The 26,144-nt window shown below is 38.9% G+C and carries 25 protein-coding genes, 1 tRNA gene and 1 pseudogene; 22 read left to right on the forward strand and 5 right to left on the reverse strand.

Annotated elements, in window-relative coordinates; translation table 11 throughout:
- Nucleotides 1-4: 4 nt before the first annotated feature.
- The 3 genes and pseudogenes from ACI6MV_RS09080 to ACI6MV_RS09090 all read left to right on the forward strand — a co-directional run bounded on the left by ACI6MV_RS09080 (nucleotide 5) and on the right by ACI6MV_RS09090 (nucleotide 1,343).
- Nucleotides 5-232, forward strand: a complete 228-nt coding sequence (locus tag ACI6MV_RS09080) for a sulfurtransferase TusA family protein (protein ID WP_407269969.1) — start codon at nucleotides 5-7, stop codon at nucleotides 230-232.
- Between the two features lie 50 nt (nucleotides 233-282).
- A complete protein-coding gene (locus ACI6MV_RS09085) occupies nucleotides 283-1,059 on the forward strand; it encodes a sulfite exporter TauE/SafE family protein (protein ID WP_407269970.1) in 777 nt (258 codons plus the stop codon).
- A 24-nt stretch (nucleotides 1,060-1,083) separates the two neighbouring features.
- A pseudogene (locus tag ACI6MV_RS09090) lies at nucleotides 1,084-1,343 on the forward strand (metal-sensitive transcriptional regulator).
- A 322-nt stretch (nucleotides 1,344-1,665) separates the two neighbouring features.
- Here the strand turns inward: ACI6MV_RS09090 and ACI6MV_RS09095 are convergent.
- On the reverse strand, nucleotides 1,666-1,992 hold the full coding sequence (locus ACI6MV_RS09095; protein ID WP_407269971.1) for a YnfA family protein: 327 nt from the start codon (nucleotides 1,990-1,992) through the stop codon (nucleotides 1,666-1,668).
- Between the two features lie 151 nt (nucleotides 1,993-2,143).
- Here ACI6MV_RS09095 and ACI6MV_RS09100 point away from each other — a divergent pair, with 151 nt between their 5' ends.
- The 12 genes from ACI6MV_RS09100 (at nucleotide 2,144) to ACI6MV_RS09155 (ending at nucleotide 15,256) form a co-directional block, all read left to right on the forward strand.
- On the forward strand, nucleotides 2,144-2,488 hold the full coding sequence (locus tag ACI6MV_RS09100) for an ArsR/SmtB family transcription factor (protein WP_407269972.1): 345 nt from the start codon (nucleotides 2,144-2,146) through the stop codon (nucleotides 2,486-2,488).
- Between the two features lie 15 nt (nucleotides 2,489-2,503).
- Nucleotides 2,504-3,802, forward strand: coding sequence for an arsenic transporter (locus tag ACI6MV_RS09105; RefSeq protein ID WP_407269973.1), 1,299 nt, complete (start codon nucleotides 2,504-2,506; stop codon nucleotides 3,800-3,802).
- 21 nt (nucleotides 3,803-3,823) lie between these two features.
- The gene (gene arsC / locus ACI6MV_RS09110) at nucleotides 3,824-4,243 is read left to right on the forward strand and encodes an arsenate reductase (thioredoxin) (RefSeq protein WP_407269974.1); all 420 of its coding nucleotides are present in this window, start codon (nucleotides 3,824-3,826) and stop codon (nucleotides 4,241-4,243) included.
- Nucleotides 4,244-4,395: 152 nt separating this feature from the next.
- Nucleotides 4,396-5,361: a thioredoxin-disulfide reductase gene (gene trxB, locus ACI6MV_RS09115; protein WP_407269975.1), complete on the forward strand. Its 966-nt coding sequence runs from the start codon at nucleotides 4,396-4,398 to the stop codon at nucleotides 5,359-5,361.
- A gap of 182 nt (nucleotides 5,362-5,543) precedes the next feature.
- Complete coding sequence (locus ACI6MV_RS09120) at nucleotides 5,544-6,977, forward strand: MDR family MFS transporter (protein ID WP_407269976.1); 1,434 nt, start codon at nucleotides 5,544-5,546, stop codon at nucleotides 6,975-6,977.
- Nucleotides 6,978-7,073: 96 nt separating this feature from the next.
- On the forward strand, nucleotides 7,074-7,970 hold the full coding sequence (locus tag ACI6MV_RS09125) for an aminoglycoside phosphotransferase family protein (RefSeq protein ID WP_407269977.1): 897 nt from the start codon (nucleotides 7,074-7,076) through the stop codon (nucleotides 7,968-7,970).
- 267 nt (nucleotides 7,971-8,237) lie between these two features.
- Nucleotides 8,238-9,590 carry a cytochrome ubiquinol oxidase subunit I gene (locus ACI6MV_RS09130; RefSeq protein ID WP_407269978.1) on the forward strand — a complete coding sequence of 451 codons (1,353 nt, stop codon included), beginning with the start codon at nucleotides 8,238-8,240 and terminating at the stop codon, nucleotides 9,588-9,590.
- On the forward strand, nucleotides 9,580-10,593 hold the full coding sequence (locus ACI6MV_RS09135) for a cytochrome d ubiquinol oxidase subunit II (protein WP_407269979.1): 1,014 nt from the start codon (nucleotides 9,580-9,582) through the stop codon (nucleotides 10,591-10,593). Before ACI6MV_RS09130 ends, ACI6MV_RS09135 begins: the two co-directional genes overlap by 11 nt.
- Before the next feature lie 19 nt (nucleotides 10,594-10,612).
- Nucleotides 10,613-12,346 carry a thiol reductant ABC exporter subunit CydD gene (gene cydD, locus ACI6MV_RS09140; RefSeq protein WP_407269980.1) on the forward strand — a complete coding sequence of 578 codons (1,734 nt, stop codon included), beginning with the start codon at nucleotides 10,613-10,615 and terminating at the stop codon, nucleotides 12,344-12,346.
- The gene (gene cydC, locus ACI6MV_RS09145) at nucleotides 12,343-14,058 is read left to right on the forward strand and encodes a thiol reductant ABC exporter subunit CydC (protein WP_407269981.1); all 1,716 of its coding nucleotides are present in this window, start codon (nucleotides 12,343-12,345) and stop codon (nucleotides 14,056-14,058) included. The genes cydD and cydC overlap by 4 nt, the downstream gene beginning before the upstream one ends.
- Entirely contained in the window at nucleotides 14,031-14,210 is a 180-nt protein-coding gene (locus ACI6MV_RS09150; protein WP_407269982.1) for a hypothetical protein, read from the forward strand. The genes cydC and ACI6MV_RS09150 overlap by 28 nt, the downstream gene beginning before the upstream one ends.
- A gap of 50 nt (nucleotides 14,211-14,260) precedes the next feature.
- Complete coding sequence (locus ACI6MV_RS09155) at nucleotides 14,261-15,256, forward strand: aldo/keto reductase (protein ID WP_407269983.1); 996 nt, start codon at nucleotides 14,261-14,263, stop codon at nucleotides 15,254-15,256.
- Nucleotides 15,257-15,510: 254 nt separating this feature from the next.
- Here ACI6MV_RS09155 and ACI6MV_RS09160 read toward each other — a convergent pair whose 3' ends face one another.
- Nucleotides 15,511-16,395: a manganese catalase gene (locus tag ACI6MV_RS09160; RefSeq protein WP_407269984.1), complete on the reverse strand. Its 885-nt coding sequence runs from the start codon at nucleotides 16,393-16,395 to the stop codon at nucleotides 15,511-15,513.
- 86 nt (nucleotides 16,396-16,481) lie between these two features.
- Nucleotides 16,482-17,015 (reverse strand): DUF6944 family repetitive protein, encoded by a 534-nt coding sequence (locus ACI6MV_RS09165; RefSeq protein WP_407269985.1) that lies wholly within the window; start codon nucleotides 17,013-17,015, stop codon nucleotides 16,482-16,484.
- Between the two features lie 550 nt (nucleotides 17,016-17,565).
- Between ACI6MV_RS09165 and ACI6MV_RS09170 the strand changes: the two genes are divergently transcribed.
- The 3 genes from ACI6MV_RS09170 to ACI6MV_RS09180 are packed head-to-tail and all read left to right on the forward strand — an operon-like array spanning nucleotide 17,566 to nucleotide 19,281.
- On the forward strand, nucleotides 17,566-17,721 hold the full coding sequence (locus ACI6MV_RS09170) for a hypothetical protein (protein ID WP_407269986.1): 156 nt from the start codon (nucleotides 17,566-17,568) through the stop codon (nucleotides 17,719-17,721).
- A 17-nt stretch (nucleotides 17,722-17,738) separates the two neighbouring features.
- The gene (locus tag ACI6MV_RS09175; protein WP_407269987.1) at nucleotides 17,739-18,392 is read left to right on the forward strand and encodes a CPBP family intramembrane glutamic endopeptidase; all 654 of its coding nucleotides are present in this window, start codon (nucleotides 17,739-17,741) and stop codon (nucleotides 18,390-18,392) included.
- A 58-nt stretch (nucleotides 18,393-18,450) separates the two neighbouring features.
- Nucleotides 18,451-19,281 carry a hypothetical protein gene (locus ACI6MV_RS09180; RefSeq protein ID WP_407269988.1) on the forward strand — a complete coding sequence of 277 codons (831 nt, stop codon included), beginning with the start codon at nucleotides 18,451-18,453 and terminating at the stop codon, nucleotides 19,279-19,281.
- A gap of 47 nt (nucleotides 19,282-19,328) precedes the next feature.
- Here ACI6MV_RS09180 and hpaB read toward each other — a convergent pair whose 3' ends face one another.
- Entirely contained in the window at nucleotides 19,329-20,765 is a 1,437-nt protein-coding gene (gene hpaB / locus ACI6MV_RS09185) for a 4-hydroxyphenylacetate 3-monooxygenase, oxygenase component (protein WP_407269989.1), read from the reverse strand.
- A gap of 445 nt (nucleotides 20,766-21,210) precedes the next feature.
- Between hpaB and ACI6MV_RS09190 the strand changes: the two genes are divergently transcribed.
- Nucleotides 21,211-21,342 carry an STAS domain-containing protein gene (locus tag ACI6MV_RS09190; RefSeq protein WP_407269990.1) on the forward strand — a complete coding sequence of 44 codons (132 nt, stop codon included), beginning with the start codon at nucleotides 21,211-21,213 and terminating at the stop codon, nucleotides 21,340-21,342.
- Between the two features lie 163 nt (nucleotides 21,343-21,505).
- Here ACI6MV_RS09190 and dat read toward each other — a convergent pair whose 3' ends face one another.
- Nucleotides 21,506-22,378, reverse strand: a complete 873-nt coding sequence (gene dat, locus ACI6MV_RS09195; RefSeq protein WP_407269991.1) for a D-amino-acid transaminase — start codon at nucleotides 22,376-22,378, stop codon at nucleotides 21,506-21,508.
- A 579-nt stretch (nucleotides 22,379-22,957) separates the two neighbouring features.
- Here dat and ACI6MV_RS09200 point away from each other — a divergent pair.
- The 3 genes from ACI6MV_RS09200 to queG all read left to right on the forward strand — a co-directional run bounded on the left by ACI6MV_RS09200 (nucleotide 22,958) and on the right by queG (nucleotide 26,069).
- A tRNA-Gly gene (locus ACI6MV_RS09200) sits at nucleotides 22,958-23,031 on the forward strand.
- Nucleotides 23,032-23,186: 155 nt separating this feature from the next.
- Nucleotides 23,187-24,896, forward strand: a complete 1,710-nt coding sequence (locus tag ACI6MV_RS09205; protein WP_407269992.1) for an ABC-ATPase domain-containing protein — start codon at nucleotides 23,187-23,189, stop codon at nucleotides 24,894-24,896.
- A 33-nt stretch (nucleotides 24,897-24,929) separates the two neighbouring features.
- Entirely contained in the window at nucleotides 24,930-26,069 is a 1,140-nt protein-coding gene (queG, locus tag ACI6MV_RS09210) for a tRNA epoxyqueuosine(34) reductase QueG (RefSeq protein ID WP_407269993.1), read from the forward strand.
- Nucleotides 26,070-26,144: the final 75 nt, after the last annotated feature.

Here is a 26,144-nt window from a genome sequence, read left to right on the forward strand (position 1 = left end):
AAAAATGGAAATAGCAAAAGTGTTAGATGCAAAAGGATTGGCGTGTCCGATGCCAATCGTTAAAACGAAGAAAGCAATAAACGAATTACAGTCAGGCCAGATATTAGAAATACATGCAACAGATCAAGGAGCTAAAAGTGACCTAACTGCATGGGCAAAGTCTGGCGGACATGAATTGATAAACAACACAGAAGAAAATGATGTATTCAAATTTTGGATTAAAAAAGGGTGATTTAATTAAAGGGAACCAGGTTTGGTTCCCTTTTGATAGGGGGAAGTAGGATGGATTTCGAATTTATTATTACTATATTTATGATTGGATTTGTTGGTTCTTATATTTCTGGCATGTTAGGTATTGGTGGTTCGATTATTAAGTATCCGATGCTTTTATATATTCCACCATTGTTTGGTGTTGCAGCTTTTACAGCACATGAAGTATCAGGGATTAGTGCGATTCAAGTGTTGTTTGCAACAATTGGTGGGGTTTGGGCTTATCGTAAAGGCGGTTATTTAAACAAATCGTTAATTTTGTATATGGGTATTAGTATTTTGATTGGTAGTTTTATAGGTGGATATGGGTCGAAATTTTTTTCAGAGGCAGGTATTAATATAACTTATGGTATGTTAGCGGTTATTGCGGCAGTGATGATGTTCGTACCGAAAAAAGGAATAGATGATATTCCACTTGATCAGGTTAGTTTCAATAAAGGCTTAGCTGCAATACTTGCTTTAATAGTCGGTGTTGGGGCAGGGATTGTAGGTGCTGCAGGCGCATTCTTGCTTGTGCCAATTATGCTTGTCATACTGAAAATCCCAACTAGAATGACGATTGCTAGCTCATTAGCTATAACCTTCATCTCATCGATCGGTGCAACAGTCGGTAAAATCACAACAGGGCAAGTAGATTATTTCCCCGCTTTTATTATGATTGTCGCTAGTCTCATCGCTTCACCACTTGGAGCGATGCTAGGAAAAAGAGTGAATACGAAGGTATTACAAGTGATATTAGCTATCTTAATAGCTGGTACAGCTCTAAAGATTTGGGTAGATATATTATAAATGGAATGAGAGGAGGTTAACCGGGTGATGTACGATGCTCAAGTAAAGAATAGAGTAAAAAGAATCGAAGGACAAGTAAGAGGAATATTACGAATGATGGATACGATGCAGCATGCAGAGATCTTGTAACGCAAATGGCAGCAGTCAGAAGTGCAGTTGATAAGACAATGGCGTTAGTTGTTAGCACGAACCTTGAACAATGTATCCGAGCAGAACAGGATAAAGGGGCAAGTGCAGAAGAATTTATTAATGAAGCAGTGCGTTTACTTGTGAAAAGCAGGTAAAAATTTTGTTTTTTGTATACCGGTATTGGTATGCGTGTTATAGATAGGTACTATTTGGGGTAAGTAAGGCACAGAATAAATTCTAAGACCAAGAAAATAAGGTGGCAACAACCTATCAAATACGTCCGATTCCTACCTCCTACATGATAGATTCGAATGGTGTTATTCAAAACAGAGCTTTCGGACCAATGAATTATGAAATGATGGTATCTCAATTTGAGCACTTGGAATAAAAAGCTGAACTACAGGGACGGGCGAAAAGAACCACCTGTCTCTGATTCGTTCGAGTGATAGATAATTTGATTAGAATTGAAAAAAGCTACTAATGACGAGGTGCAAATAGCATCACAGATACACCAACGATACAGATTCCAGCACCAACCCAATCATATAAATCTGGTGCTTTTTTATCGACTCCCCACCCCCATAGCACGGACAAGATGATAAATACACCGCCATATGCGGCGTACACTCTACCGAATGATGGAAAGCTTTGAAAGGTAGCAATCACACCATATAAAGCTAATGCGATTCCGCCACCAATCCCCCAGTATAACGGTTTTCCTTCTCTTAACCATAACCAAATCAAATAGCCACCACCAATTTCTGCTAGTCCAGCAACGATAAACAAACTTATAGCGTAGATCATTTTGAAGCCCTCCTAAAGTCGTTACAGACATATCTTTTACTATATCAAAAGATGAGGTGAAAAACTTTTAATAATGTCCCGAGCTTTTAGCTTGAATATATAAGTAAATAGTTATATAGTAATAAGCGGATGAACAAGGAGGTGTTGTGATATGTTACAAACAGCAATTGAAATGGATAAGGCGGCTATGGTCCTAAAATTGTTAGGAGATAAAACACGCTTAACAATGGTAAAGCTACTTGAAAAAAATGAGTGCTGTGTTTGCGAGTTTGTGGAGATTTTTCAAGTTAGTCAGCCTTCAATTAGTCAGCACCTTCGTAAATTAAGAGATGTCGGCTTAGTAAAAGAAGAAAGAAAGGGGCAATGGATCTTTTATTCTTTAAACAAACAGAATGAGCATTTCCCTTTTGTTGAGCAACTTCTTCTTCAACTGCCAGATCAAGATTTTAAATTAAAAGAACTAGAAGAAAAGGGTACACGAATTACGTGTTGCTAATTGGGGGGAAATGATTTGTCAGGATCGGTTATACTAGCATCGTTAATTTTTTTGGCTACTTTAGTACTTGTAATATGGCAGCCAAAAGGGCTATCGATTGGATGGTCTGCATGTGGTGGAGCGGTTGTTGCTTTACTCGTAGGTGTTGTAGGTTTTAGCGATGTAATAGAAGTAACAGGAATTGTTTGGAATGCGACACTAGCTTTTGTTGCTATTATACTTATTTCGTTAATTTTAGATGAGATTGGCTTTTTTGAATGGGCTGCGCTTCATATGGCAAGAGCAGCCGGTGGTAACGGGGTAAAAATGTTCGTCTATGTTAGTTTACTAGGCGCAGTTGTTGCGGCCTTTTTCGCTAATGATGGCGCGGCATTAATTCTTACACCAATTGTGTTAGCAATGGTGCGAAATTTAAATTTTAAAGAAAAAATGATTTTCCCATTTATTATGGCGAGTGGATTTATCGCAGATACAACGTCCTTACCGTTGGTCGTTAGTAACTTAGTTAACATTGTATCTGCTGATTATTTTGGAATTGGCTTTGTTGAATATGCTTCGAGAATGATTATTCCAAACTTTTTCTCACTGGCAGCTACTATTGGGGTGTTATTGCTTTATTTTAGAAAAAGTATTCCTAAGCATTATGATTTATCCCAACTTAAGGAGCCAGTAAAAGCAATTCGTGATGTTAAGATGTTTCGACTTTCCTGGTACGTGCTTGGGGTATTACTAATTGGCTATTTTATTAGTGAATTTATTCAGGTCCCTGTATCGATCGTGGCTGGCATTATTGCGATTTTCTTTATTTTAATGGCGAGAAACAGTAAAGCGGTTGATACAAAAGCAGTGATCAAGGGCGCACCGTGGGCGGTTGTATTTTTCTCGATTGGTATGTATGTTGTTGTATTTGGCTTGAGAAATGCCGGGCTCACTGATGTTTTAGCAAAGGTTATTCAAGCAAGTGCAGATCAAGGATTGTTTGTAGGTACGGTTGCGATGGGCTTTATAGCTGCAATCTTGTCTTCAATCATGAATAATATGCCGACCGTTATGATTGACGCGATCGCAATTGCAGAAACGAACACGTCCGGTGTTATGCGAGAAGCACTAATCTATGCCAACGTGATCGGGTCAGATTTAGGTCCGAAAATTACACCAATTGGGTCTTTAGCGACGCTATTATGGCTTCATGTGTTATCACAAAAAGGAGTCAAGATTTCATGGGGAACGTACTTTAAAACAGGAATCGTATTAACGATACCGATTCTATTTATTACATTAATCGGACTTTATCTAACATTATTAATGCTTTAAATTAAAAGGAGGAAATTAACAATGGCTAAAAAAACAATTTATTTCTTATGTACGGGTAATTCTTGTCGAAGTCAAATGGCTGAAGGTTGGGCAAAAAATTATCTTGGTGATGAGTGGGAAGTGAAAAGTGCTGGAATTGAAGCACATGGCTTGAATCCCAATGCAGTTAAAGCAATGAATGAGGTAGAAATTGATATTTCTAATCAAACGTCTGATATTATTGATCCAGATATTTTAAACAATGCGACATTAGCTATTACACTTTGTGGAGATGCTGCCGACAAGTGTCCAATAACCCCTCCAAGCGTTAAACGTGAGCACTGGGGATTTGACGATCCAGCGAAAGCAGAAGGAACAGATGAAGAAAAATGGCAAGTGTTCCAACGTGTTCGTGACCAGATAGGAGAACGAATTAAGAAATTTGCAGAAACTGGGGAATAATAAGATAGTCAGGGGCGAAAAATAACATTACGCAATCCCTGACTGTTTTTTTGAAGATTGTGCATGCTTAATTTATTATACAGACTAAGTATGTGACATTTAACGGATAAAGGTATCGGGTATAAAGAATAACTAAAGATGGAGGGTTGATCATGGAAAAAGTAGTAATTTTAGGAACGGGACCAGCAGGATTAACAGCAGCAATTTATTTAGCTCGAGCAAATATGAACCCCGTTGTCATTGAAGGTGCAGAGCCAGGGGGACAGCTTAGTTTAACGACAGAGGTTGAAAATTTCCCTGGGTTTATCGATGGTGTGATGGGACCAGAATTAATCGATAATATGAGAAAACAAGCAGAAAAATTCGGCGCTGTTTTCAAAAATGGTTGGGTAACAGATGTTGATGTTTCCAAACGTCCTTTTACTTTAGAGGTTAGCGGAATTGGACAACTACAAACGCAAGCATTGATTATCTCGACAGGTGCGTCTGCGAAAATGTTAAATATTCCAGGTGAAAAGGAAAATGTCGGTCGTGGAGTTAGTACGTGTGCGACGTGTGATGGATTTTTCTTCCGAGGTAAAAAAGTTGTGATCGTTGGTGGTGGCGATTCTGCAATGGAAGAAGCAAATTTCCTTAGTAAGTTTGCTAGTGAAGTAGAAATTGTCCATCGTAGAGATGAATTACGGGCTTCAAAAATTATGCAAGACCGTGCTAAAGAAAATGAAAAAATCACATGGAATTTGAACAAGACGCCTGTCGAGGTCGTTAGTGAGGATAACAAGGTAAAAGGCTTAGTTGTTAAAGATAATCAGACAGGTAAAGAAGAATTAGTTGAAACAGATGGGCTATTCATTGCGATTGGACATAATCCAAATACTGAGTTTCTAAAAGGAAAATTGAAAACCGATGACGTTGGCTACATTGACGTTGTACCAGGAACAACCGAAACGAATGTACTTGGTGTGTTTGCTTGTGGAGATGTGCAAGATAACAAATATCGTCAAGCAATCACCGCAGCTGGCACAGGCTGTATGGCGGCACTGGACGTAGAACGATACTTAGAAGGAAATGCCGCACAAGACTGGAGTATTTCATTAGGTGGAAGAGCTGACAAATAACTCCTATTGGTTTTATGGTGTCAATAGCACTTGGACATTTTTCCTAAGTGAGGTTGACACCATCTTGTGTTTTTAACTCATCTTTTCTAGTTGTCGCAAATGGACGAATTATTCTCAATCATGTATTCTATATGAGGATTAATTTGAATTTTTTATTTTGGGGATAAGAGAAGGTGTAAGAGATGGCAGTACCGAGTTTTAATCGTAGGACAATTGTTGCACTGCTTTTAGCAGGGGCATTTATTGCGATATTGAATCAAACGTTAATGATTACGGCGATTCCTCCAATTATGGAGGAGATGGGGATTACAGCAAATACGGGGCAGTGGCTAACGACTGTGTTCATGCTTGTTAGTGGGATTATGATTCCTGTTAGTGCCTTTTTATTAGAAAAGTTTACGACAAGACAGCTATTTATAACAGCGATGAGTATTTTTGCCGCAGGTACACTTGTTGCTGGTATTGCGCCTAACTTTTCGATTTTACTAGTAGGTCGAGTTATCCAATCTGTTGGTGCAGGTGTGATGCTTCCATTAATGCAGACTGTGTTTTTAATGATTTTTCCTGTTAATAAACGTGGAGCTGCGATGGGGTTAATTGGGCTTGTTATCTCTTTCGCGCCGGCAATCGGTCCTGCATTATCCGGTTGGGTGACCGAGCATTATTCATGGAGAGTGTTATTTTTCATTATTTTACCGATTGCTTTAATTGATATTATTATTGCGATTTTTGCGCTTAAAAACGTAACCGAATTAACAAATCCGAAATTAGATGTTGTATCGATAATATTATCTTCGTTTGGATTTGGTGGTCTTTTGTATGGGTTCACGTCAGCTGGGAATAACGGCTGGTTTCATATTATTACGATCGTGTCACTGTTAGTTGGTGAAATAGCTCTTATTATATTCATTTTAAGACAGTTAAGGTTAAAACATCCGATGCTCGAGTTCAGAGTGTTTACGTATTCGATTTTTCCATTTGCCGTCATTGTCGGCATGATCGTATTTATGGGACTAATTGGTGTCGAAACATTAATTCCGCTCTACATGCAGAACATGCGGGAATTCAGTGCGTTTGAAGCTGGTCTAGCTTTACTTCCTGGTGCACTCATCACAGGCTTTATGTCACCGATTACTGGACGAATTTTTGATAAAATTGGTGCGAAAAAATTGGCAATGGTGGGGTTATCGATCATTACTGTATCATCGCTTGCATTTACAAGACTGGACACTTCAACGAGCTTAGCATTTATGACGACGATGTACGGGATTCGAATGTTCGGTCTGTCGATGGTAATGATGCCGATTGCTACAGCTGGATTAAATCAACTTCCGAAAAAATTAATCCCGCACGGTGCGGCGATGGATAACACGATGAGACAAGTTGCTGCATCTGTCGGAACAGCAATTCTAGTTACAGTGATGACATCATCAGAAACGGCTGCTGCTCAAACAGAAATTGCCAATCCAGATATATTTGGTGCCAATGTTGCGTTTGTTGTTGTAGCTGCCTTGTCCTTGGTCGGTTTAATTATTTCCTTCTTTATTAAAGATAGTCGTCCTTCTGAAGAAGAACTGGAACAATTGTATGAAGAAAAAATGAAGCAAAGAGGGTAGCATGCTCTCGGGATTAAGGCGTTTCTCAGACTAGGAGAAACGCCTTTTCGCATTTATAATAAAAGTATCGTTAACAATCTGAAGGAGGGAGTGCAGTTGCACATACCAAAGTCATTTAAAGAAAAAATTACTAATACGTTTGGCGAACAAGGTCATGACTGGTTAGCTAGATTAGAAACTACAGTACAAAACTATGCGGACCACTGGCAATTAAGTCTCGAAGGTCCAGTTGGAAATCTCTCTTATAACTATGTGGTAAAAGCTAAGGATAACCAAGGAGTTCCGGTAATTCTAAAACTAGGTATTCCAGGTTTTGATTTCACAAATGAAATAAAAACGGTTCAAGCATATCACAGTGTAGGCTGTGCAGGACTATTAAAATCAAACCCAGACGGTGGCGCTATGCTATTAGAACAGCTTGTACCAGGTACGATGCTTAAAGCGGAAGTGAATGAGCAAGTTGCCATTGAGCAATTTGTCAAGGTGTGGAAAGCAATACGTAGACCTATTTCAACCGGATTAGATTGTCCAACAATTTCTGACTGGGCGAAAGGGCTCAAGAGGTACCTAGCGAATTTTTCAAACGAAGACGGGCCAATTATCACGGACCATATAAAATTAGCATATACATATTTCAAGCAAATTAGCGAGACAAGCGAGAAAGCTGAGCTGCTTCATGGTGATTTACATCATCAAAATATTTTATTTTCAGAAGAAAAAGGTTGGCTTGCGATTGATCCGAAAGGGGTAGCCGGTGACCGTTATTTTGATTTAATATCTTTTTTAGTAAATGAGCTGCACAATAAAAGTAATCCCAAAGAAATTTTGGGAAATAGAGTAGACGCTCTAGTCTCTGTTTTGGATTTAGATCGGGAACGTTTACTCAAGGCTGCTTTTGCGATGGCGACTCTTTATGCTTGCTGGGGAATTGAGGACAAGGATCCAGAGTGGGAGAATAGTTATTTATATGCGCAGTGGTTCGCACAATTTTAAATGAGTAAAATAACAAAAAACGTTTCTTTTAAAGGAGCGTTTTTTTCGTTTCATACTAAACAAAAACGGGAACGAAGATGGATATGTGAACAAATTCTAACAACTGTGATATTTAGTACGTTAAAGTGTGAATAAACGGTTTTAAATGATAGGATTAACGAGAGAATAATTCATGCAAAGCAATATAAGATAGCATGCAAACGGAAATACATAAGTAATTCTATGTTCAATATTTCACTATGGTTTCATTAAAGGGAGGTTTAATGATTGCTAGAATTTGATACGCTATTAATGAGTAGATTATTAACAGTTTTGACATTAGGATTTCATATTATTTTTGCCACCATTGGTGTTGGTGTGCCACTGTTTATTTCAATCGCTGAGTTTATTGGAATAAGAAAAAAAGATGTTCATTATCATATGTTAGCAAAAAGATGGGCACGGGGGTTTGTGATCACTGTTGCGGTTGGTGTTGTAACCGGAACGGCTATTGGATTGCAGCTGTCGTTAATTTGGCCAAACTTTATGCGCGTTGCAGGTAACGTGATTGCGTTACCGTTGTTTATGGAAGTATTCGCATTTTTCTTTGAAGCGATCTTTCTTGGGATTTATTTGTATACATGGGACAGATTTAAACCAATTGTTCACTGGTTGCTATCAATTCCTATTGTCATCGGTGCTAGCTTTTCAGCAATCTTTATTACGACTGTCAATTCGTTTATGAACACACCAGACGGATTTGAAATAAACAAAGGGGAGTTAGCTGCGGTTAGTCCCATTGATGCGATGTTAAGTGCATCAACACCGACGAGAGTTTTCCACGTGCTTGGTGGCTCATACTTAACTTGTGCTGCATTGCTGGCATCGATTACTGCCTTTGTGATGTTATTTAAAAAAAGTTCTGATTATCATAAAAAAGCGTTAAAGCTGACGGTAACAGCTGTGTTTGTGTTTTCTTTATTAACAGCCTTGGCTGGTGATTTGTCTGCAAAATTTTTAGCGAATCATCAAGAAGAAAAGCTGGCTGCGGCAGAATGGTTGTTTGAAACAGAGGAAAACGCAGATTTGGTATTGTTTGGCTGGCTTAATGAAGACAATGACATCGTTGGTGGTATACGGATACCAGGTGCGTTAAGCTTTCTCGCGCATGGTAATTTTCAAAGCTCTGTCGTTGGCTTAGAAGCTTTTCCTGAGGAGGAGCGGCCACCGCTCTGGATTCATTATATGTTTGATTTAATGGTTACGATAGGTATGTATTTGATTGCGATATCCTTCTTCTATTTAGTTGTTAGTAGGATAAAAAGATGGGATGCTCATAGTAAGTGGGTACTATGGCCGATCTTTCTTGCTGGTCCGCTAGCGATGCTAGCAGTTGAATTTGGTTGGATTTTTGCAGAGGAAGGAAGGCAACCGTGGATTATTCGTGGCTATATGACGGTAGAAGAAGCGGTAACGTCATCTAGTTATGTAGGTGAAATGTTCTTTTTATTTTTAGGATTATATATCGTCCTTGGTACGTTATGTATCGTGACACTTAGAAAGCTGTTCCGCCATAACCCGGCAGAGCTTGAGTTAGAAAAGCATTATACGGACACTGGAGGGAAAAATCATGACCTATGAACTAATCGGCATTAGTGTACTTTGGTTGTTTTTATATGGGTATTTGATTGTCGCCTCTGTCGACTTTGGCGCAGGTTTCTTTGCTTATTATGCAAAGGTAACGAAGAAAGACCATGTGATTAATCAATTAATCTCAAGATATTTGTCACCAGTTTGGGAAGTAACCAACGTGTTTCTCGTATTCTTCTTTGTGGGAATTATTGGCTTTTTTCCGGATGTTGCTTATTACTACGGAACAACATTACTCGTGCCGGCGAGCTTTGCGATTATTTTATTAGCGATTCGTGGCTCGTTTTATGCATTTGAAAACTATGGTTCGAAACAGAGCAATCTTTACATGTTCTTGTATGGTGCTACGGGATTACTGATACCAGCTTCGTTATCTGTAGCGTTAACTTTATCAGAAGGTGGATTTATTGTAGAGGAGAACGGTGCTGTCAGGTTAGATTATCTTGATCTGTTTACGAGTCCTTTGGCTTGGAGTATCGTCGCCTTAGCAATCGTGTCTTTACTGTTCATCAGTGCCACGTTTCTAACCTTTTACGCTTCTCGCGCGGAGGACCATGCTGCATTAGCATTAGTGAGAAATTATGCGTTGTTTTGGAGTTCACCGACGATTGTCGCAGCTTTAACGACGATGATTGCTTTAAGTCAGCGAAATATGCGACATTTTGAAAACATGCTCGACTTATGGTGGATGTTTGGCATGTCTGTTGGGTTTTTTATTGTCTCCTATTGGTTACTCTATAAAGGGAAGTATTACGGAATTGCCTTTATATGTGTAATGTTGCAATTTTTGTTTGCCTTTTTCGGATATGGAATCGCACAATATCCATATCTACTTGACCCATACATTGTTATTACTGATAGTGCCACGAACGAGGCAATGGGTTTTGCATTAGTTGCTGCATTTATTGGTGGTCTATGCCTACTGGTTCCGTCACTGGTTTTACTAATGAAACTATTTTTATTTAATGCAGATTATGTAAAAGGCAAGAAATAATAAGGGATATGATGAAGCGATGAAGGAATTAAAGCAAGCAACATTAAAGGAAAAAAAGAGCTTAGTTTTGATCGTGTTCCTATCACTTCTGCTAGGAGCAGCTGTAATCGGACAAGCATATTTAATAACGGCGATTGTCGAAGATGTTTTTTTGAACGAACAATCGTATAGCGTCGTTTTCCAAGCGATTATCGTGCTGCTATTGGTGTTAGGTATTAGAACGATTAGTACATATTATAGCAGCCGTATCGGTGTTGGGCTTGCGACAAAAGTGAAAAAACAGCTACGCCGACAGTTGGTCAATACGTTCTCTGTCCATCCTTTGCAGCATGTAATCCAAGGTCAGTCTGGAAACAAAGTTAGTGTAATGATGGATGTGGTCGATGAAATGGACGGTTATTTTAGCCAATACATTCCGCAAGTGATCCAGTCGACTGTTGTTCCATTATTCGTATTAGTTACGATCTTTACTGTGCACGTGAATTCTGGACTTATTCTGATTGTAACAGCTCCGTTTATTCCTGTATGTATGGCTGTAATTGGGATGCAGACACAAAAGAAATCAGAGGAGAGATTGGATAAGCTGTCTGCTTTTTCCGGAAAGTTTTTGGATATTCTCCAAGGTCTTGTGACGCTAAAGTTATATGGCAAAGCGAAGCAACAAAAAGATGAAATTGAAAAAAGTAGCATCGGATTCCGAGATACGACGATGGAAATCTTAAAAGTTGCGTTTACGATGTCGTTTCTAACTGAAATCATTTCGATGCTTAGTATTGGTATTGTCGCGCTCGGAATCGCAATCCAATTGATCGTCTACCAAAATCTATCCTTTTTCACAGCTTTTTTCGTTTTACTATTAGTTCCTGAATTCTTTACGTCGCTCAAACAGTTAAATAATAGTTTTCATAATGGTAGGAGTAGCATGGGGGCAGCGAGAAAAGTATTTGATGAGTTAGCTGCATCGACGGATCGAGTAGCTTGGGGCGATAAACTGATAAAAAATAAACATACCCCACCTGTAATCGAACTAAGCGGCGTTAGTTTTAGCTATCAGCAGGACAAGCTTGTTTTACAGGAACTTAGCGAAAAATTCCAGCCTTATAGCCGTATTGCAATCATCGGAAAAAGTGGTGCTGGAAAATCAACAATCCTCCATTTGTTAGCAGGTTTATTAACACCAACACATGGAGCAATTCTTGTAAATGGCACACGATTACCGGAGTTGAGTGAGCACGTGTGGTTAAATCAACTTTGTTACATATCACAAGATCCGTTTATTTTCTCGGGTACGATACAGGAAAATATTGCAATTGGTACAGGAGAAGTTTTTGCGGAAACGGAATTACATACTGTTGCTGAGCAAGCCGGTCTTACAGCGCTTATTGAGCAATTAGACCAAGGCTATGACACGGTAATTGGTGAAGGTGGCAGAGGTTTGTCTGCTGGTGAAAAGCAGCGAATTGCTATTGCGAGGGCTTTTTTGAAAAAGCCACAAGTTGTGTTACTTGATGAACCTACAACAGGCCTTGATCTTCGCACCGAGCAAATTTTGCAAAACTCGATCGATATGCTCGCGAAGCAAGCAACAATCATAACTGTTGCCCACCGATTGCATACGATTAAACAAGCAGACGCCATCTTGTTTATGCAAGATGGCAGGATAGTTGCGACAGGTACACATGAAAACTTGATAGAATCAGTGAGTGCCTATCGGGAGATGGTAATGGTGCAGCGAGGAGGCAACCGAGCATGAGGCAGTTAACCGTTATTATGAAATTGATGTTACGAGAGAAAAAAGACGTTGTATATTCGATTTTATTTGGCTTTGTTGGTGGTATCGCAAGTGTTGGTTTGTTTGCGGCGAGTGGTTATTTAGTCGCTAAAGCAGCATTGGCAACGCCCATCTACATGCTGATTATTTTAACGTCAACGGTCAAGCTGCTTGGATTTGTTAAAGCTATTAGCCGTTATGCAGAGAGGCTGTATTCTCATAGGGCGACTTTTACGATGTTAAGTAATGTGCGTGTTGCTTTTTTTGAAAAATTGAATCCAGTCGTACCAGGTATTTTCCAAAAATATCGTAGTGGTGATTTGTTAGCTCGCATTGTTGGAGATGTTGAGAGTTTACAAAACTTTTTCCTGCGGGTGGTATATCCACCAATTGTTCTCATATTAGTTTTCCTAGCTACGATTCTTTTTACTGCGTATTATTCGATTTACATAGCGCTCTTGCTTTTGCTTGGTTTAGTGCTGACAACATTTGTGATCCCTGCTCTGTTTTCATTGCGACAGGCAAAGCTGAATAGTAAGGTTAGAGAAAAAAGAGGACATTTATCAACCGATATCACCGAATTTTTCTATGGATATCAGGATTTAAAAATCTATCAAAAACTAGAGCAGAAGAGTGAGCGGTTATTGCAAACATCTGATGATTATATTCACGAACAAGAACGTGAAAATCGTAATATCCTTTATAGTCAATCTTGGAATTCATTTGTATCTTTCTTTGTTGCATGGTTAGTGTTAGCAGTTTCCGCATTTTTAGTTACGAGCGGACAACTAGATGGTTTATATTTGGCGATGCTATTAATGATTGCTTTAACCGTGTTTGAATCAGCTGCTCCAATGGCAGTGTTTCCAACATATATGGAAGAAACCAAACTAGCAACAAAGCGATTGTTTTCGGTGGTAGGTGAAGAAGATATAACGACTGCGCCAGCGGAAAGCTTTGTACCACTGGAACCTGGAGCGCATCACATTCGAATACAGGATGTTTCATTTTCCTATCCGGGTGATGAAAGAAGAACGATTGATACGATAGCTGCACAGTTCCCACGAGGGTCGAAAACCGCGATCGTAGGACCGAGTGGCTCTGGTAAATCAACATTATTGCAGTTAATACTCAATATCTATAAGCCGATCCACGGGGAAATCTATATCGATGATTTGCCTCTTGAAGAGATTGAGCAGAAAAGCTTGTGGGAAGAAGCAAAGGTGGTTCTGCAAGGTAGCCATTTCTTTTACGGTACGATTCGAGATAATTTATTGCTTGCAGATAGCAAACTAGAAGACCAACAAATGGAAGCGATGCTAGCAAACGTGCAGCTCTCGCACTTTTCCTTAGATGATACTGTCTATGAAAATGCTGAGAACTTATCTGGCGGGGAAAAACAGCGATTGGCAATAGCAAGAGCCATGCTAAAGCAAGGCAGGTTATGGGTGCTAGATGAACCAACATCGTCCGTTGATGCGGTTACTGAAAGTATAATTTACAAGCGCCTGTTTCAACAAGCAAAAGCGGATACGTTAATTTTAGTTAGCCACCGCTTAGCCGGTTTAGAAAACATGGACCAGATTATTGCAATGGATCAAGGAAAAGTGATTGAGTCTGGTTCGTTTGATGAATTAATGCAGAAAAAGGGTTACTTTTACGAGATGTGGCAGTTGGAAAAGAGCTTACTTTAGTAGCGGATGTTGTTGGTGGCGGGTTAGGTAACCACAGGAGCAACTATTTGTTTCAAATTCGTTTCCACAGTTATGTTAAATTACTTGTTTATCGTCTCTTGTCCCCACAAATTGGAGTAGGTTACGGGCATTCCTTTTTACAAACAGACTAGACATGTATACACTTAATAATAAGGAAAATCAAAGAAGGGGAGTGGTTAATGTGGTAGAGGCACAAACGATGATACCGTTACGAAAGCTAGGTAATTCAACTACGGAGATATCCGCTTTAGGATTAGGCTGCTGGCAGTTTAGTAAAGACAAAGGTTTGGTTGGTAGTTTTTGGGCAGCTATGAAGCAGGAAGACATCAATGAAATTGTTCGTCTTAGTTTAGAAGGCGGTATTAACTGGTTTGATACGGCTGAAGTGTATGGAAAGGGCGAATCGGAAAAGGCCTTATCGGAAGCCTTAGATCTGATTGGTCCGGTAGCAGAAGCAGCTTTTATTGCGACAAAATGGTGGCCGTTTTTAAGGACCGCCAAGTCGATTACCAAAACAATTGATACACGCATCGACGCATTGAATGGTAAGCAAATCGAACTTTACCAGATACATCAACCGTTTTCATTTTCGAGTGTGAACGATGAGATGAAGGCAATGGTGGAACTACTCAAGAATAATAAAATTAAACATGCCGGTGTAAGCAATTTTAACGCCGAAAAAATGAGACAAGCGCACGAAGTACTTAAGGCTGAAGGATATGGATTGGCATCCAATCAAGTGAAATATAACTTGCTGGATCGAAGAATAGAGAATAATGGTGTATTAGCTGCAGCGAAAGAGCTCGGCATTACGATTATTGCTTACTCCCCGCTGGAACAAGGGATTTTGTCCGGCAAATTTCACAGCAATCCAGAGTTAATCAAAAACATAAAAGGTCCAAGAAAGAATGGAAAGTTTTTTAAACCAGCAGGTATTGAAAAAACACAACCGTTAATCGACGTGTTAGCAGCAAAATCAACCAAGTATGGGGTGAGTCAAACCCAGATTGCACTCAATTGGCTAATCCACTTTCACGGAGATACCGTAGTTGCAATTCCGGGTGCTACGAAGCTTCATCACGCACAAGAAAATATCGGTACCTTACAATTCCGTTTATCTCAAGATGACATGGATGAAATTGATGCGGTTTCTAAAAAGGTTGCAAGATTCCAGTAAAACAGTGACGGCCATCTCCTATTTATATGGAGATGGCCGTTTTCTTTAAAGCTGTCTAGCTCCGAGCGCCAGAAACTAGGCGACTTCACGAATCGCCCTACGATAAGTCATCATCGGTTAAAGTTTTATGGAAGGTCGACTAAAAGCGGACTTGCCGTCCAACGTCGACATACCCCCTATGCGGGGGCATGATTCCTTTATCTCAGTCGATTCGCTCCAGTCGCTACGTTTCTAAGCGGCGCTCTACGCTTTTCTTACTGTAGTGGGTTTTGCTGGTTGAAAGTTGGTTCCATTTTGCCCATAACTTGCATCTTTCTTAATGCTTCCGGGTTTGTCCCGTGAATATAAGCAGGACCAGGTTTTAAATCAGGCTTTTGTCCCATTGGCTTAGGCTGTTGATCGTATTCAAAATTAGCTTGTCCATCTAAAGTTGGCCCACTTGCCCAGCGACCAGTACTGCTATCTTCGCCTTCAGAAAAGTTCATAAACGAATAGGATACTTCTTGTTTTTCATACTCTTGGTTAAATGTACTCGGTACGATCGCACCTTGTGTTTGTTCTAGTTCTTCAATTGCTGCCATCCACTGGTTTTGGTGCATCGTGTCACGTGCTATTAAGAAAGAAAGCATGTCTCTTACACCAGGGTCTGTCGTCATTGCATATAGTCTGCAAACTTGAAGACGTCCTTGGGACTCTGCATTAAGATTAGCGCGGAAATCAGCTAACAGATTACCACTAGAGACGGTATAGCGCGCAGTCCACGGAAAACCGACACTATCGTTTGGTTGCGCACCTAATCCATTTACAATCGCATGCTGCGGGTTCATACCACCTAATACTGCTTCAACTGCAGGGTCTTTTGCACCTGCTTCTTGATCATGTGCTGGTGCTCCGTCTAAGAGTTGAGCAATCATTGTTGCAATCATTTCAACGTGGGCGATTTCCTCTGTTGCAATATCTAAAATCATATCGCGATATTTACCTTCTGCACGACAGTTCCACCCTTGGAACAAGTATTGCATCATAACAGACATTTCCCCGTACTGTCCACCTAATATTTCTTGTAGCTTTTTCGCATAAACAGGATCTGGATGGGACGGTTTCGCGTTATATTGAAGTTCTTTTACGTGATAAAACACAGGTAGTTTCCTCCTCTTAACATATCAATCTTTACTATTGTCATGTTTGCTGGAAGAATTATACGTACTAATTATCACCAGAATATTCAAGTATTGCTTGCGGCTAGAGCGGAAATAATTGCGCCAATCGCTTGAATCCAACTTCCTAATGTATTCAGTTGACTAGCTTCTCCACCTCTCCAAGACACTCCTCCAGCAACTGCTTGCAGTGTGTTACCGATGATTTGTAAGAGGTTGCCGTAGATGGAATATAGTTGAGCCTTTGAAGGCTTTTGACCGAGACTATCTACAAACGACAAGCCACCACCAAGTGCTTGAAGCAGATTACCTTTTATATTTAATTCTTGCTTTGTTTGTTCACTAAAATCCAGTAAAATCTCACTTATAATTGTAGAATTACCAATAGCCTCGATTTGGTTACCAATTTTGTTTAAATTAATTGTTTGTACACTATCAGCTAATAAACCGCTTCCCGTGGCTTGAAGCACATTCCCAATTAAAGATAAATCCTTTTGTAGCTCGGTAGAAATGGATTTAGCGGGTGTACTGGCGATAGCGGATACTGTTGTCCCGATGGCTTCTATCCACGATCCGAATATCGATTTAAGTTGAGCGTCCATTTAAAAACTCCTAACTAAATCGTGCTAATTTAGTGTACGCAGAGTTCGTTACATTTGATTGGGAATAATACTTGAATTGCAAGAATTAAAAAGGGGATGTTTATGAAATTCTTAGAAAACGAGAGCATCATGAAGATACTTTAATTTATATAGAGGGAAGAATTTTTAGTGCGCAAAACGGGAAAAGAGACAACCTTGGATCGCACCTAGCATGGAAATGGATGAATTAGATATAGAAGTTACAGAAGAGTAAACACAAAAACGGTGATTCTACTAAAGTAACAAGCTTAATGTGACTATGATGCAGTTACAGATCCAACAGAAGATTCATAAGAGGATGTCTTTAGTAACTTTGTGAGCATACGCTTAATTTGTAAAGAATACTTTACAAAAATTCAATAGGATATTTTATACATTTGTCGAATAGGAATAATAGTGGGTAAAGTTAATTTTATTAAAAGTAGAATATATTTTGATCGGCATCCCCTCTTAGGATGTCTTTTTTGATTAGTATTCTTTTTGAATGATTAAAGTTTAGGAAGTGAAATCTGTGTTATCAATCTTGCAATTGTTGTTTTTCATATTAATCGTAGTTTTTGGGATGGGTGTACTAGTTGTTGATCGAAAAGGACGGCGCAGACAATATTTTTTTATCGTTGTCGTTTGTATAATTGCAATGGTAATTACGGTTAAGCTTAATATTTAAATGTGGGGGGAGCATATGTGTTAAAGATATTTGTTTTAGGACTGGGCCCAACACTCATGATTTTTATCGGCTTGTCTATTGGTAATAGTGTTCCATTTACCTTCCTTCTATTTTACAGTTGGCTATTGGTGATCCCTTTAATTAAGAAAACTAAGGATGGTAATTGGAATGAACTGTTTCAAAAGAACACGATAGACATAAAAACTGTAGGTATCGGTTTAATTAGCGGGTTGGTAATGATGATCATGGTCTATGGCGCGTTCACATTACTTTTTGATACTGTCATTGATGTTTCTTCATTACAGACGCTGCTAGAGAAGTGGAACTTCACGGGAATGGAGGCAATAATCTTAGTCGTTATTCTTTTGTGTATAAATCCTATATTAGAAGAATTATACTGGCGTGAATATATGTATACACGTTTAAAAACAAGAATAGGACCAACAAGAGCGATTATTCTTACTGCTTTTCTTTATAGTCTATATCATCTCTTGACGCTTATACCTATGCTACATTGGCCATTTGATGTATTGGCGGTTGCACCTGTTTTTATGGCAGGTATTTTGTGGGGGTATTTTAGAGCTAAGTTACATTCAATAATTGCACCAGTTATTAGTCACCTTCTAGCTGATGTGGGTATTATGCTCACGTACCTTATTCATATTTTGTAATATTTTAAGCCATCCTGCTCATGCTATAGATAAGATACATAAACATGAGGTAGATATGATGGCTAAAGAGAAGCATTGGAATAGATATCCATTTATTTTTATATCCGTAATTCACACATCGTTACTCATATATACATTTATAAAGTGTAAAGATCGTAAGCGATTGTTTATATTGCTGTTAACGAATACAAGTATGGCTTATCATTTTGAATACTTTGTATTAAATTTATTTCAAAGTTATCAATATAAACCAAAGTTTTTTAATAACAAGATATTTGATAATATTGCTGGTTCGATCTTATCACAAGCACTTTTGATTCCATTTACAGCGGTTTATATCACTGCTTTTCAATTGAATTGGAAAATTAAAATATTGTTTAGCATCTATTTCGGACTGATTGAGATGTTTTTTAAGAAGATAAAAATATACAAACAATATTGGTGGAAAACAACATATACGGTAATACTTTTACCAATGTATTTTATGTTTAGTGATGCTTGGTATAAACGGTTAAACACGAACAACCAGTATGTTCAATTTATTTCTCTATATCATATGATTCTTGTTATGTATGTGAATAATTTGTTTGTATTTGCCTTAACTAGAAAAATTAGATTTGGTTTTGGGAAATTGCACACTTGGACGGAACATTTTAAACTTGCTCCTTTATATGCAATTTATAAAACACTATGTTTTACATGGCTTGTTAGGAGCAAATCGAAGCGATCAAGTGTGATTGCTCTTGGTGCATCGATTTTAGCAGACTATGGATTGACGAAATTCAAGATAATAAAGGCAAATAAGTATGTGCGACCGATTTTGTTTATGAATCCAATTATCCTAGGTTTTGCATATTGGTTTAAAAAAATGGTCGGTGAAAGAAAATGATCATAAGAAAACCTTCCTCGTGTACGCTGCAGAGGAAGGTTTTTTATTTACTTTAATAGTTGATCAATCCATTTGGTATAATTTGTTTTGTCATAGCTGTGGTACAATTCACTTGATAATCGAATTGGATCTCCAAAGAAGAACCGTTCATACTGTGTTTGCCGAGTTCCAAAAGCGCTCATTGTCAAATCCCAGGCGAGTCGAAACAGCTTGACTCGATCTTTTGCTTTTCTAGTAGCAGCTTGTAAATACAGTTCTAAATCAGATTGAAGTTCAGATTCAAAATCTTCCTCTGTTGGAATCGTGATGATTCCACTTGTAGCTAGTAGCTGTACAATTTCGGTCAACCGAGGATAAACCTTTGGAAAATAAGCACTGGCAACCTGTAATGGGGTAACATTTGGTCGCATTAATCCAAATTCATCTACTTGTGCATCTGTTTCTGAAGCTGTTAATAATGCCTTCATTGTTTCAAGTGCCATAATAATCTCTGCTAGCTTTTGTTGAACATGCTGGTATTCACTGCTATTGATCGTGTCGACAATCGATTGCGTTACTCCTAGGACAAATTCGGTTTTTATAATCTGCCTGGAAACGACTTGATGCAGAGTAAATGGTAAAAAGGCGCTATGGTTTTTAAATTTGTTAGCAACTTCTATATTGTCGTAATAAAATACTCTGTCCCAAGGAACAACGACGTTATCGAAGACAACAATCGTGTCCATCTCCTCGAAGCGGGAACTTAACGGATAATTAAACTTAGAGTCTCCCGCCATAAACGATTCTCTACATATAAATTTCAAACCTTTTGTATTGCTAGGAATAGAAAAGAAAAATGCGCTAGTTGAATCAGACACTCCACCCGGAGATAACACTAGAATTTCGTCGGTTATGCCACCCTGTGTTGCAAGTAAACGAGCTCCTTTAACAACGATTCCTTCATCCGTAGTATCGACTCTTCTCGCAGCAATAGGAGGTTGATCACTATCTTCAAAGTAAAACTGAGATCGATTGATTTGAGGGTTAATAAATGTATGGGTAAAGGAAAGGTCCTCTTCCCGTGCGTGCTCATAAAATTCAATAAGATTATCTGGAAAGCAATTTTTTTTACCACGTAAAAACTCCGCTGATGAAGCGAATGCCATTAATACGGTATTCATATAATCAGGACTTCTCCCCATCATGCCGGCACTTTTCTTAGCCCAGTGCTGTATCATATTTCTGCGTTTATGTAAGTCACTTATTGTTCTCGGCTGTAGAAACGATGTACCGATCTTATCCTTGGTCGTAGGTGATACATAAGTCATCACATCCGATAATGATTGCTCATGTTGTAAATCATATAATGCAGCTTGACTAGAAATTATCCCTTTAAAAGCAGCATGTTCGGAAATTTTACCTGTAATTTTCTTGCCATCTATCCAAATTTCTGACTGCATATTGTCAATTCGATTCACATAATCTATCCCGGATTTAGCTGTCATGCAACTCACCCCTTGATCAAATATAAGAACAACTTTATAAGATTCCCTACATTACCTGACTGTACTAATTAATATTCATTTAACATTGTATGATGAATATCAAGCGATAATTATCAAAAAATTTGTAAATTAGTCAATATCATAATACGGATAGCTGTATAAGGTAATTATGAAATCGACTCAAATGATGATAGAATAAATTCAAAATAATAGGGATGCAAAAAGCTGAAAATCGAATTAGAGTATACAGGCAGAACGGTCATTAGCGCGGTTTTGTACCGTTATTTGGAAATTATTTTCAGAAGAATTGGAACAAATGCAATTTCAAGCAATTACGATGCTTGATGTAAGTTATGTATTTACTCATATTTTTGGATACAGCGTTAAGGCAAAGTACAACCTTGCAGCTTAGTTATTTACTAATTGATTTTTCTGGATGCCGATTATGGATACGAGCGAAGCGCATTACATCTATCAACTCGACTCTGCATTAAAGTTAATTGGTGTAGACGTAATCGTTACCGGAATTCGTCCTGAAATCTCTCAAACCTTAGTATCACTTGGTTATTCGATTTAAGGAAATCCATACAAGAGCCAACCTCCAGTAGGTACGCGAACAAATTGGATTTACATATAAAAAAGAAGTCAATAGTACCCGTTCATAATTTATATAACTTGAAAAATAAGCAATACATAAAAAACCTAGTATTGGTCTGCGACCATACTAGGTTTTCGACTCATCAGATTTGTGCTGTAAACAAGGAGTCTTTTATGTTGATATCACTTTCAAATGCTTTTTGCAATTGTGTCGTTATTTTTCCAGGCTCACCAGTTTCTACAGTTTTTCTATCAATCTTTACGATTGGCATGACTTCAGCTGTGCTACTAGATAAAAAGATTTCATCCGCATTATGCAATTGTTCAACAGTAAAGGCTTCCTGAATAAAGGGTATTCCTAGCTGATTGGCCAAATCTTTTAATTTTAAACGAACACAACCGTGCAAGATATGGTTCGTTTCCGGATGTGTATAAATCGCACCGTCTTTAGCCATGTATACATTCGATGCACTGCATTCGGTAACTAGTCCATCACGATGTAGAATTGCCTCAAAACAACCAAGCTCTTTAGCTTCTTGCTTTGCGAGCACATTCGGCAGGAGATTAAGGCTTTTAATGTAACAATTTTGCCATCGCACATCAGGAAGAGTAATCACGGACACACCATTCTTTAGGTTTGCGATTGGGCGAGATAATTTTTGCACATAGGTATAAAGGTTTGCATTCACCTCTGGAAACACATGGTCCCTCGCTGCTGAACCCCTCGTTACTTGCAAGTATACCTTGGCATCTTCTGAAACATCATTTACCTTCAATAAATCTAATAAGTACTCCATTGTTTGCTGTTTATCAAAAGGTAAATGTATTTTGATAGCTTCAGCCGAGCGGAATAATCGTTCAACATGTTCAAATAATAAATGGAATTCCCCTTGATACACACGAACTACTTCGTAAATTCCATCGCCAAATTGCAGCCCACGTTCTTCAAAAGGATACGTCAATGAGTCACGATCCACCAACCCATGCTGTGTCCATACTTTTGAATAGATTGACAAGCTAATCCCCCTTTATGAACTCTAATTATAGCTAAGTGAAAACTATTATATCAAAATATTCTGTGATATCCTATGTTATTGAATGGAAATTCGCGACACCTGGTTAGGTTATTTGTCACAAATGATAAATGAAGGCTGTTTTCTGAAAGGTTGTTATTACGTAAAATAACTAGTATGCGTCGTAACTTGGAGAGTGGTTAACCCGCTCCGGAAATCCACTTCGCTTTCCGCGGGGTCTCACTTATTCCACTATTCCCGCAGGAGTCGAATTGGATTTCCCCTGCTGCTAACGGGATTACTCTTTACGTTGGGTGCCTGGTGCGGAAATCACGAGCACTACGTTACGACGGATATTATTTCAAATATGAAGTGAAAAAACAACAAAATTTATGAAAAGTGCTTAAATAAACAGCAAAAAAACAAATGAATTCGCTTACTTTGAGAACTTTGACGAAAAGTGTCATTTTGCTATTGCATACGCCTATTATGCTTGTTATACTATCTAACATACTTTAATTTAAAGTTTAATAATTTTCCAATGTAGTGGATACATATTGAATGAATACCACTAATAAAAATGCGGGTGTAGTTTAGTGGTAAAACCTCAGCCTTCCAAGCTGATGTCGAGGGTTCGATTCCCTTCACCCGCTCCATACTTATGTGAGCAACGCAGTGTTTCGTTTGGAATCAACGAAGCATTGCGTTTTATTTTGTCTAATTTATTGTTGCCTTAATGCTTGCTCATGATTGATATCGATTGTATCCTAGGGACTAAGTGGGAACATAAGTAAAAAGGTGGACCAAAAATATGAAACAATTGCAGGAACGTTTACGACAAATAGATGGCAAGAGTTATAAAGCGTATAAATCAATTCAAGGTAGATATTCATATCATCGCTTTGAAATGATGATTGACTATGTCCAAGGTGACCCGTTTGCGGCCCCTTCAAAAATTAGAGTTATTATACCGAGTCAGTATCGTAATATTAGAGAAGATTGGAAAAATAGTAAGCATCGTAAAGTTTATGTGGAAGATGTAATTGCTCGTCATGTAGCAAGGGCTATAGAAAAAAATACCATTCAAGCTAAAGGATCAGGTAAAAGTGGTTTGCTTACCATTGATGCACCTGGGCAGGAAATAATCGAGAGAACTGCTGTCACCATCAACCCAAATCACTTAACCATCTGTCTTTCAGTCGGGTTGCCAGCTAATGGTCGTAGAATTAATGGGAAAGAAGCGGAAAAGCTGTTAACAAAAGCATTACCGACTGTTTTGGAGCAATCGATTTTCTCCATAACGGATGCAGAAATTGAACGAGTTGTACAATTGGCAGATCAACAGCAAGCAATACGAGAGGCAATGAAAGCACATGGCTGGATTTCCTTTATCGCAGATGGGGCAATTTTACCTAGAAAGAGTGGCATCAGCAATCGTCCGCTGAATGATGCAATTCCGTTTAGAAGTCCGGAAGCAGATAGGGTCAGTATTTCGATTCCGCATCAAGATCAGCCAATTACCGGGATGGCGCTTAAAGAGGGAATTGTACTGATTGTTGGTGGTGGGTATCATGGAAAAAGTACCCTGTTGAATGCTATTGAGCGCGGAGTGTATCATCATATAGAAGGTGACGGCAGAGAATATGTACTAACTGATCCAGATGCAGTTAAGGTGCGAGCGGAAGATGGCAGACAGGTGACGACGGTAAACATATCCCCGTTTATCAACGATTTGCCACATAAACAAAATACAAAAAGATTCAGCACAGAGAATGCTAGTGGCAGTACTTCACAAGCAGCTAACGTAGTTGAGGCTCTCGAAGCTGGTGCATCTACGATTCTTATCGACGAAGATACGAGTGCTACAAATTTTATGATTCGTGACGAGCGTATGCAACAGCTAGTCGCTAAAGAAAAAGAACCAATTACTCCATTTATTCATAAAGTGAAGCAGATGAACGAGCAGTTAGGTGTATCTACTATACTAGTTATGGGTGGTTCTGGAGACTATTTTGATGTGGCTGACCAAATTATCATGATGGATCAGTATCAACCATTTAATGTAACTGAAAAAGCGAAACAAATCGCAAAACAATTCCCAAGTCACACAGAATCTTCTGAGCAAACATTGTTTGGCGATCTACCGCAGCGACAATTTTCACAAGATAGCTTACAAACACAACGTGGCAAAAAATCAAAGGTGCAAGCGAAAGGCAAGCATACGATACTAATGGGCAAAACGGATATTTCGTTGCAAGCAGTGGAACAATTAGTGGATAGCTCACAAACAAATGCGATTGCTGAAATGATTCGCTTCTTAGAACAGAAACAAGGATTAAAAACAAAACAATCTCTGCATGATCTATTAGATAAAATCGAGCGGCAGTTAGATGAATCTGGACTAAGTTCTTTTGCGCCATATCCTAATCAGCATCCAGGTGACCTGGCAAGACCACGTCGTTTTGAAATTGCAGCAACGTTGAATAGAATCCGTACCGCAAAGGTGATCGATTTGTCTTAAATAGAAAAAATTTAAAGGAAAGGAGGGATTGGAATGGCTTATGAGCAGTTGAAGCAAGAACTTATTACCTACAGTAAAAAGATCGGTATCGACAAAATCGGATTTACTTCTGTTGACGAGTTTTCCGAATTGAAATCCCGTTTAAAGCAGCAGCAGGAATTAGGCTATCAATCTGGATTTGAAAAAGGGAGCATTGACGAACGCACGGAACCTGTTCGGCTTATGCCGCAAGCCCAGTCGATCATTGCGATTGCACTTGCCTATCCATCAAAAATGAAAAAACCGCCAAAGAGCACGAAAGAAGAGCGCCGTGGTGTGTTTGCTCGTGTATCGTGGGGGCAAGATTATCACCATGTGTTAAGAGCAAAGCTAGAGCAGATCGGTGAATTTTTAGAAAAGAAGATGGACGGTTTTGAGTATAAATCGATGGTCGATACAGGAGAATTATCGGACCGTGCCGTCGCAGAACGGGCCGGAATTGGCTTTAGTGGGAAAAACTGTGCAATTATTACGCCAGAATTTGGCTCTTATGTGTATCTAGGTGAAATGATTACAAACATTCCTTTCACTCCAGACGAACCAATTGACGATGGTTGCGGCACCTGCACAAAGTGTATTGATGCATGCCCGACAGGTGCACTTGTCCAGGGTGGTCAATTGAATGCACAAAAGTGCCTTGCATTTTTAACACAAACAAAAGATTTCTTACCTGATGAATACCGAGGGAAGTTAGGAAATACATTGTATGGGTTCGATAACTGTCAAGTGGTCTGTCCGAAAAACAAAGGTAAAGATTATCATTTTCATCCGGAGATGGAGCCTGATCCTGAAATAGCCAAACCAAAACTTATCCCACTTTTGTCGATGAGTAATCGTGAATTCAAGGAAAAGTTTGGTAACGTTTCTGGTTCATGGCGAGGAAAGAAACCAATTCAAAGAAACGCAATCTTAGCATTAGCACATTATAAAGATGAAAAAGCAATCCCTGAGTTAATCCGATTAATGCAACAAGACCCAAGACCGGTTATTCGCGGAACGGCTGCCTGGGCGCTAGGTAAAATTGGAACGGCCACAGCATTTGAAGCTATTAAAACTGCTAAACAAAAGGAAAAAGATGAGGCAGTACTTGAAGAAATGGATAAGGGACTTGATTTTTCATTGATTAATAGCTAGATGTTGGGAGGGTCGTGACACTTTATTCAGTGTCACGACCCTGTTCTTATGTACTGTATTATTACTATTAGTTTA

The organism is Radiobacillus sp. PE A8.2, assembly GCF_045635475.1.
In the GTDB taxonomy this organism is placed as follows: Bacteria; Bacillota; Bacilli; order Bacillales; family Amphibacillaceae; genus JBJGXI01.

Coding starts and splice junctions, on each gene's coding strand:
- ACI6MV_RS09080 (WP_407269969.1), top strand. CDS start 5: ATGGAAATAGCAAAAGTGTTAGATGCAAAAGGATTGGCGTGTCCGATG.
- ACI6MV_RS09085 (WP_407269970.1), top strand. CDS start 283: ATGGATTTCGAATTTATTATTACTATATTTATGATTGGATTTGTTGGT.
- ACI6MV_RS09095 (WP_407269971.1), bottom strand. CDS start 1,992: ATGATCTACGCTATAAGTTTGTTTATCGTTGCTGGACTAGCAGAAATT.
- ACI6MV_RS09100 (WP_407269972.1), top strand. CDS start 2,144: ATGTTACAAACAGCAATTGAAATGGATAAGGCGGCTATGGTCCTAAAA.
- arsC (WP_407269974.1), top strand. CDS start 3,824: ATGGCTAAAAAAACAATTTATTTCTTATGTACGGGTAATTCTTGTCGA.
- trxB (WP_407269975.1), top strand. CDS start 4,396: ATGGAAAAAGTAGTAATTTTAGGAACGGGACCAGCAGGATTAACAGCA.
- ACI6MV_RS09120 (WP_407269976.1), top strand. CDS start 5,544: ATGGCAGTACCGAGTTTTAATCGTAGGACAATTGTTGCACTGCTTTTA.
- ACI6MV_RS09135 (WP_407269979.1), top strand. CDS start 9,580: ATGACCTATGAACTAATCGGCATTAGTGTACTTTGGTTGTTTTTATAT.
- cydD (WP_407269980.1), top strand. CDS start 10,613: ATGAAGGAATTAAAGCAAGCAACATTAAAGGAAAAAAAGAGCTTAGTT.
- cydC (WP_407269981.1), top strand. CDS start 12,343: ATGAGGCAGTTAACCGTTATTATGAAATTGATGTTACGAGAGAAAAAA.
- ACI6MV_RS09165 (WP_407269985.1), bottom strand. CDS start 17,015: ATGGACGCTCAACTTAAATCGATATTCGGATCGTGGATAGAAGCCATC.
- ACI6MV_RS09180 (WP_407269988.1), top strand. CDS start 18,451: ATGGCTAAAGAGAAGCATTGGAATAGATATCCATTTATTTTTATATCC.
- hpaB (WP_407269989.1), bottom strand. CDS start 20,765: ATGACAGCTAAATCCGGGATAGATTATGTGAATCGAATTGACAATATG.
- ACI6MV_RS09190 (WP_407269990.1), top strand. CDS start 21,211: ATGGATACGAGCGAAGCGCATTACATCTATCAACTCGACTCTGCATTA.
- ACI6MV_RS09205 (WP_407269992.1), top strand. CDS start 23,187: ATGAAACAATTGCAGGAACGTTTACGACAAATAGATGGCAAGAGTTAT.
- queG (WP_407269993.1), top strand. CDS start 24,930: ATGGCTTATGAGCAGTTGAAGCAAGAACTTATTACCTACAGTAAAAAG.